The organism is Mesorhizobium sp. M7A.F.Ca.CA.002.09.1.1 (genome assembly GCF_003998555.1).
GTDB lineage: Bacteria > Pseudomonadota > Alphaproteobacteria > Rhizobiales > Rhizobiaceae > Mesorhizobium > Mesorhizobium ciceri.
Window position 1 is genome coordinate 1 of record NZ_RZRR01000564.1, and the last position, 3,790, is coordinate 3,790.

General features: G+C 64.9%; 7 protein-coding genes. 3 read left to right on the forward strand and 4 right to left on the reverse strand.

The features are described 5' to 3' along the window. Window positions 1-83 precede the first annotated feature (83 nt). Complete coding sequence (locus EN994_RS22015; RefSeq protein WP_063170296.1) at window positions 84-956, reverse strand: LysR substrate-binding domain-containing protein; 873 nt, start codon at window positions 954-956, stop codon at window positions 84-86. 137 nt (window positions 957-1,093) lie between these two features. Here EN994_RS22015 and EN994_RS22020 point away from each other — a divergent pair, with 137 nt between their 5' ends. Further along, window positions 1,094-1,300, forward strand: coding sequence for a hypothetical protein (locus EN994_RS22020; RefSeq protein ID WP_063168653.1), 207 nt, complete (start codon window positions 1,094-1,096; stop codon window positions 1,298-1,300). Window positions 1,301-1,321: 21 nt separating this feature from the next. After that, on the forward strand, window positions 1,322-2,071 hold the full coding sequence (locus EN994_RS22025; RefSeq protein WP_063168652.1) for a sulfite exporter TauE/SafE family protein: 750 nt from the start codon (window positions 1,322-1,324) through the stop codon (window positions 2,069-2,071). Window positions 2,072-2,106: 35 nt separating this feature from the next. Here EN994_RS22025 and EN994_RS22030 read toward each other — a convergent pair whose 3' ends face one another. From EN994_RS22030 to EN994_RS22040, 3 genes are all read right to left on the reverse strand, one after another. Continuing rightward, window positions 2,107-2,601 (reverse strand): GNAT family N-acetyltransferase, encoded by a 495-nt coding sequence (locus EN994_RS22030; RefSeq protein WP_063168651.1) that lies wholly within the window; start codon window positions 2,599-2,601, stop codon window positions 2,107-2,109. Further along, window positions 2,598-2,888: a DUF1778 domain-containing protein gene (locus tag EN994_RS22035; protein WP_013530564.1), complete on the reverse strand. Its 291-nt coding sequence runs from the start codon at window positions 2,886-2,888 to the stop codon at window positions 2,598-2,600. Before EN994_RS22035 ends, EN994_RS22030 begins: the two co-directional genes overlap by 4 nt. Before the next feature lie 86 nt (window positions 2,889-2,974). Then, entirely contained in the window at window positions 2,975-3,424 is a 450-nt protein-coding gene (locus EN994_RS22040; RefSeq protein ID WP_027160859.1) for a universal stress protein, read from the reverse strand. A gap of 208 nt (window positions 3,425-3,632) precedes the next feature. Here EN994_RS22040 and EN994_RS22045 point away from each other — a divergent pair. Then, window positions 3,633-3,790 (forward strand): histidine phosphatase family protein (locus tag EN994_RS22045; RefSeq protein ID WP_164746069.1); only part of this gene is annotated, 158 nt, incomplete at its 3' end.

Sequence of the window (3,790 nt, forward strand, 5' to 3'; positions counted from 1 at the left end):
ATGTGCAAACAAGCTACGTCACGAACATTTGAAAAGCAAGGCAATGATTCAGCGCTGATGGGGATAGGTGCTCGCTGTCCGGCTCACGCCAGCGCTGTCGCGAGCAATTTTGCCTGCGGTGTCAACTCGTCGAAGCGGCGGGCGCAGAGGTTGAGCTGGCGCGTTGCCCAGTCATCGGTCAGCCGCAGTGTGCGTAGCGTCCGCGCCGAGCGGCGGGCGGCACTTTCCGGCACGATGGCGATGCCGGCACCTTGCGCGACCAGCCGGCAGACATTGTCGAGGCCGGGAACGTGGATGCGGATATGCAGATGGCCGCCAAGGCGGGCCGCCTGGCGGGCGATGTGCTCCTGCAGCGCATGGCCGGTGCTGAGGCCGACGAAAGATTCGCCGAGAAGCTCAGTGAGGTTGACGGTGCGGCCTTCAAGGCCGGGCCGGTTTCGCGCGGCGATCACCACCAGCCGGTCGATGAAGAACGGTTTCTGCTCGAGGTGCGCAAGGCCGGCCCAGGTGGCGGCGATGCCGAGATCGGCCGCACCACTGGCCACGGCTTGCGCGATCTCATGGCTGGGGCGCTCGTCGAGCTCGATGTCGATGCCGGGATGCGCGACAAGGAAGGCGGGCAGGATCTCGCGCAGCAACTCGGCTGTGGCGGCGGTGTTGGCCATCAGCCGGACGCGGGCGCGCAGGCCGGTGGCATAGGCGGCGAGGTCGCCGGTCATCGCTTCGATCTGGTTCTGCACCGCGCGCGCATGATGCAGCAGCGCCTGTCCGGCCGCCGTCGGCACCACCCCACGGCGCCGGCGCTCCAGCAGCGGCGCGCCGAGCCGCTCCTCCATGCCCTTGATGCGGGCGCTGGCCGACGCCAGGGCCAGTCCGGCAAGCTCGGCGCCATGGGTGATGCTGCCGCGTTCGGCCACCAGCAGGAACAGGCGGAGATCGACCAGATCGAAGCGCATTCTCTTGCTCCTGCGAATATTCAGCGCCGGGAAGGCGGTCGGCCAACCAGCCTTCGTCGTGGCCGAAGGCTGGCAGCGCAACTTCCACATTGTGATCGGCCAGGATTTTCGTCAAACAGTTTCGAAGGAGAATTGCGATGAACGAACGAACATCAGGCCGGCTCGGCATTCTTGAAAGCACGGCGATCGTGCTGGCCATTGCGGTGGCCGGCCTTGCCATGGCGCGAGCGGGATCAGGCCTGCGGGGATGCGCGGCGACGGTCGTATCCACCAGCCGCGATGCGGCGCCGGCAAAGGCCGCCAGCCCGGATGCCGACGCAACCGATATGCTGCTGCATGACTGATCCGGCCCTGAAGATACGATCATGCTGAGCGCCGGCATCCTCGCCTGGATCGGCGCCGTGTTCCTCGCCGCCGGCTTCGTCAAGGGCGTCGTCGGCATGGGCCTGCCGACCGTTGCGATGGGCCTGCTGGCGGTGACGATGCCGCCGGCGCAGGCGGCTGCCCTGCTCTTGATCCCGTCGCTGGTTACCAACCTCTGGCAATTGCTGACCGGCCCGTCCTTCGCCCGGCTGTGCAAGCGGCTGTGGACGATGATGGCCGGCGTGATGCTCGGCACCGTTGCCGGCGCCGGCCTGCTGACCGGCACGCATACGGGCGCGGCCTCAGTGGGGCTGGGCGCCGCACTGGTGCTTTATGCGATCCTCGGCCTCGCCAAAGCCGGCTTCACCACGCCGGCGCGCCGCGAAGCCTTGATGTCACCGCTGGTCGGGGTGGCGACCGGGCTGGTCACCGGCGCCACCGGCGTCTTCGTCATCCCGGCGGTGCCCTATCTGCAGTCGCTGCGGCTGGAGAAAGAAGACCTGATCCAGGCGCTCGGCCTGTCCTTCACCGTGTCGACGGCGGCGCTCGCCATCGGGTTGTTCAAGGCAGGCGCCCTGGCGTCGCCGAGTGCGCAACTGGTGGGGTCGGTCGCAGCCCTTGTGCCGGCGCTGGCCGGCATGTTCGCCGGCCAGGCGCTGCGCCAGAAGATGAGCGTCGAGACCTTCCGCAAAGTGTTCTTCGCGGGGTTGCTGGCGCTTGGGGTCTATCTCGTGGGGGAGTTGGTGTTCTAGGCGCCGGACTTCCCCAGAGCACTGGCAGGAAGTCGTCAGCCAATGCTTTCGCTGAGATCAGCGAGCGTGACCATGAGTGTCAACGGCTCGACCGGCGAGGGCTCGAACCCGATGGTGATGTAGAAAGCTCGGGCATCGTCGGAAATCGCATGCACCACTATGCCTTTGATGCCCAGTATTTCAGCAGCCTGGAGAATTCGTAGACCGGCATCCCTTACCAGCGCCCGACCGATGCCCCGACCGTGATAGGCTTGGTCTACGGCCAACCTGCCTAGCACTGCGACGGGGATCGGATCGGGCATGTTGCGCCGGAAACGGCTGGAAGCTTCGACCATTTTCACGGCGCCGCTGGCAACGGCATAGTAGCCAATCACACGGTTGCCTTTGCAAGTCACATAGGTCCGGGATGCACCGCCCGCTTGATTGGTGCGAGCACGTTTTTTCAACCAATCGTCGAGCGCTGTAATGCCCGACGAAAATTCCCCGAGTTCGTGATGATCCGCGAGTGGAACCGGGACCGACAGCGTCACGCAGCTTCCCACGGAGCCTTTGTCGTCATCGTGCGGCGCAATCGGTCGTTGGGCTGCGGCGGCGCGTCGAGGCGTGCCAGAAACGCAGCGTAGACATCCGGTTCGACGGTAAACACGAGACGGTTGAGCAACGCTTCCTCAGCGGCGCGTTGCGAGGCTTCAAGCATGAAGTCGGTGCGATTCTTACCGAGCAATTCGGCTGCGCGGTCGATCAGATTGCGAACTTCCGGCTTGACGCGGATGTTGAGCGGAACGCTCTTCGGCACCGGATGATGTGACGTTGGCATGGACGGCTCCTTCGTTGCGCATATCTAGCACAGCGTAACGACATTGTCATTACCCGCTTCGATGGAGCATGCGATCCGTAGTAGCCCTACCGCACGACCAGCACCGGGATCTCCGTGTAGGACAGCACTTCCGCCGTCTGGCTGCCGAGGAGCAGCTTGCCTAGTCCGCGGCGGCCGTGCGAAGCCATGACGATCAGGTCGCAGCCCAGGGCCTGCGACAGTTCCAGAATGGCTTCGGCGGGCCTTTTGTCCTCGACATGCACGACCTCCGCCGAGACGCCGGCGGCGTCGGCCGATGCCTTGCACTTGTCGAGAACTTCCTTGGCGTATTTGCGCGCTTCTTCCTGATAGGCGGCCAGTTCATCGCCGGCGGCGTAGCCGGCCATGGCGCCGCCCCAGGCGAAGATCGGGAATTGTTCGGAGACGGTGATGAAAGTAACAGAGGCGCCGAGGCCCTTGGCCAATGTCAGGCCGTGGGTAACGCCCTTGTCGGCCAGTTCCGATCCGTCCGTGGCGATGAGCAAATGTTTGTACATGATGACATGACCTGTTGCGCAAGGGCCGATGCCCTTGAGGTGGCGGGAGCCTTGTGGAGGGCTGGCCTTGATATAGTTGCGGCCTCGGGCCGATCACAGGGCCGGCCCCGCCGCGGATCAAGGCCAGGCGACCACGCAGTCTTGTACCAAGCGGATTCCCCTTTGCCGCATCGTCGCCTAAGGTGCCGGTGACATTGAAAGGCAGTCCATGAGCAACCCGTATCCGCAAATCCATCTGGTCCGGCATGGTGAAACGGCATGGAGCCTTTCGGGGCAGCATACCGGCCGCACCGACATGCCGTTGACCCCGGTTGGCGAGGCCGCCGCGCGGGGTCTCGCGGACAGGCTCGAGGGCCTGTCTTTTTC

Bases quoted from the DNA above. Each gene is read 5' to 3' on its own strand.
- EN994_RS22015 (WP_063170296.1), bottom strand. From the start codon at position 956: ATGCGCTTCGATCTGGTCGATCTCCGCCTGTTCCTGCTGGTGGCCGAA.
- EN994_RS22020 (WP_063168653.1), top strand. From the start codon at position 1,094: ATGAACGAACGAACATCAGGCCGGCTCGGCATTCTTGAAAGCACGGCG.
- EN994_RS22025 (WP_063168652.1), top strand. From the start codon at position 1,322: ATGCTGAGCGCCGGCATCCTCGCCTGGATCGGCGCCGTGTTCCTCGCC.
- EN994_RS22035 (WP_013530564.1), bottom strand. From the start codon at position 2,888: ATGCCAACGTCACATCATCCGGTGCCGAAGAGCGTTCCGCTCAACATC.
- EN994_RS22040 (WP_027160859.1), bottom strand. From the start codon at position 3,424: ATGTACAAACATTTGCTCATCGCCACGGACGGATCGGAACTGGCCGAC.